At 76.9% G+C, this 1,577-nt stretch carries 1 protein-coding gene and 1 pseudogene; one reads left to right on the forward strand and one right to left on the reverse strand.

The window, feature by feature from the left end; all coding sequences use genetic code 11:
• Positions 1-397, forward strand: a pseudogene (locus DQW85_RS23260) (hypothetical protein); the annotation flags it as partial.
• Positions 398-485: 88 nt separating this feature from the next.
• Here DQW85_RS23260 and DQW85_RS23265 read toward each other — a convergent pair.
• Positions 486-1,577 (reverse strand): MmgE/PrpD family protein (locus tag DQW85_RS23265; protein WP_113702228.1); only part of this gene is annotated, 1,092 nt, incomplete at its 5' end.

Below are 1,577 nucleotides of genomic sequence, written 5' to 3' on the forward strand. Positions count from 1 at the left end.
CCCGCCCGCGCCGCGGCAGACCACCCTGGAGGAGACGGTCCGAGCCTGCGAGCGCCGCTTCCAGGAGGCGGTGGCGCGGCCCGACCTGGCAGCCGCCGCCCGCGCCGTGCTCGACCTCGAGGCCGAGCTCGTCAAGTGGGCCGCCGACACCGAGGAGGACGCCGGGGGCGTGGACGAGGCCAGAGACCTGATGCGGCTGCTGATCGCCCGGCTGGGCGAGCTCGCCGCGACCGCCGACCCGCGCCGCCTGGTGGAGCCGCTGCTGGCGCTGCGCGACGAGCTCCGCAAGGAGGGCCGCTACGAGGTCGCCGACGCGCTGAGGCGGGCCATGGGCCGGGGCGGCGTGCTGGTCGAGGACACCCCGGACGGCCCCCGCTGGACCGACCAGCCCCTGTGACGTGGCGGCCTCGCCTCGGCCCCGCTGGACCGACCAGCCCCACTGACCGGCCAGCCCCACTGACCGGCCGGGCGTGGTGGCGAGACATTCAGCGCGGCCGGGCGACGGCCAGCCGGAGCAGCGTCGCCGCAGTGGGCGCCTCAGGCAGGTCCCGGGCCGCCACGAGCAGGGCCTCCACCTGGTCCGGAGGCAGGGCCCGCGCCGCGTTGGCGCGGAACTTGACCGCCAGCTCCTCCGCCGTCAGAGGCCGTTCCGGGCCGCCCCGCGACGAGTCGACCCGGTGTTCCAGCGTGTCGCCGTCACGCGTCCGTACCCTCAGCACCGCCGCGAACGCGCGCGGGAAGATGTCGGACGCCCGCTCGTCCGCCACGCAGCGCACCCGCGCGGCGAGCGCCAGCCGCTCGGGCGTCAGGACGGCGAAGTCGTCCGGAGCCAGACCGAGCCCCCCGCCGCCGAGCAGCGCCGCCGCGACCGTGTACGGCCCCGAGAACTTCGCGTGGTACGGCGAGCGCGGCCTGACCTTCTCCTCCCGCGGCTCGGCGATCGTGCGCAGCACCGGAGCGGCCACGCCCAGCTCCACGTCCTCCACGTCGACCACGCGGGCGGGGGAGAGGCCGCCCGCGCGCAGGGCCAGGGCGCAGTCGATGCCCGGGTGGGTGAAGTGGTTCGTCGGGTACGGCTTGTAGACCGTGCGCAGCAGTTCCCACCTCCTGCCCAGGGCGAACAGCATGGCCGACTCGTCGAAGCGGCCGTCGAGCCACGCCTCGAAGAACCCGAACCGCCCCTCCAGCACCGTCGGCGGCCCCGTCACGCCCTCCAGCGCCAGCACGGCGGCCGACACCCCGGCGTGGGCCGCCCACCCGCAGTGGGCCCGCTTGATGGTCCCGCCGGTGCGGTTCGCCTCCAGCAGCCCGGCGCCCATGCTGGCCGCCACCCCGATGGCGTGCGCGACGCCCTCCTCCGCCAGCCCGAACAGCAGCCCGGCCGCCACCGCGGCGCCCAGCGTGCCGCAGATGGACGTGGCGTGCTGGCCCCGCTCGAAGAACAGCGAGTTGCGCGCCTCGGGCAGGTAGGACGCCATGCCCAGGCGGTTGCACACCTCGATGCCCGCCGCGACGGCCGACACCAGCGCCGCCCCGCTCGCCCCCGTCGCCTCGGCCGCGGCCAGCGCGGCGGGCAC

This window comes from Nonomuraea lactucae (assembly GCF_003313395.1).
Classification (GTDB): Bacteria; Actinomycetota; Actinomycetes; order Streptosporangiales; family Streptosporangiaceae; genus Nonomuraea; species Nonomuraea lactucae.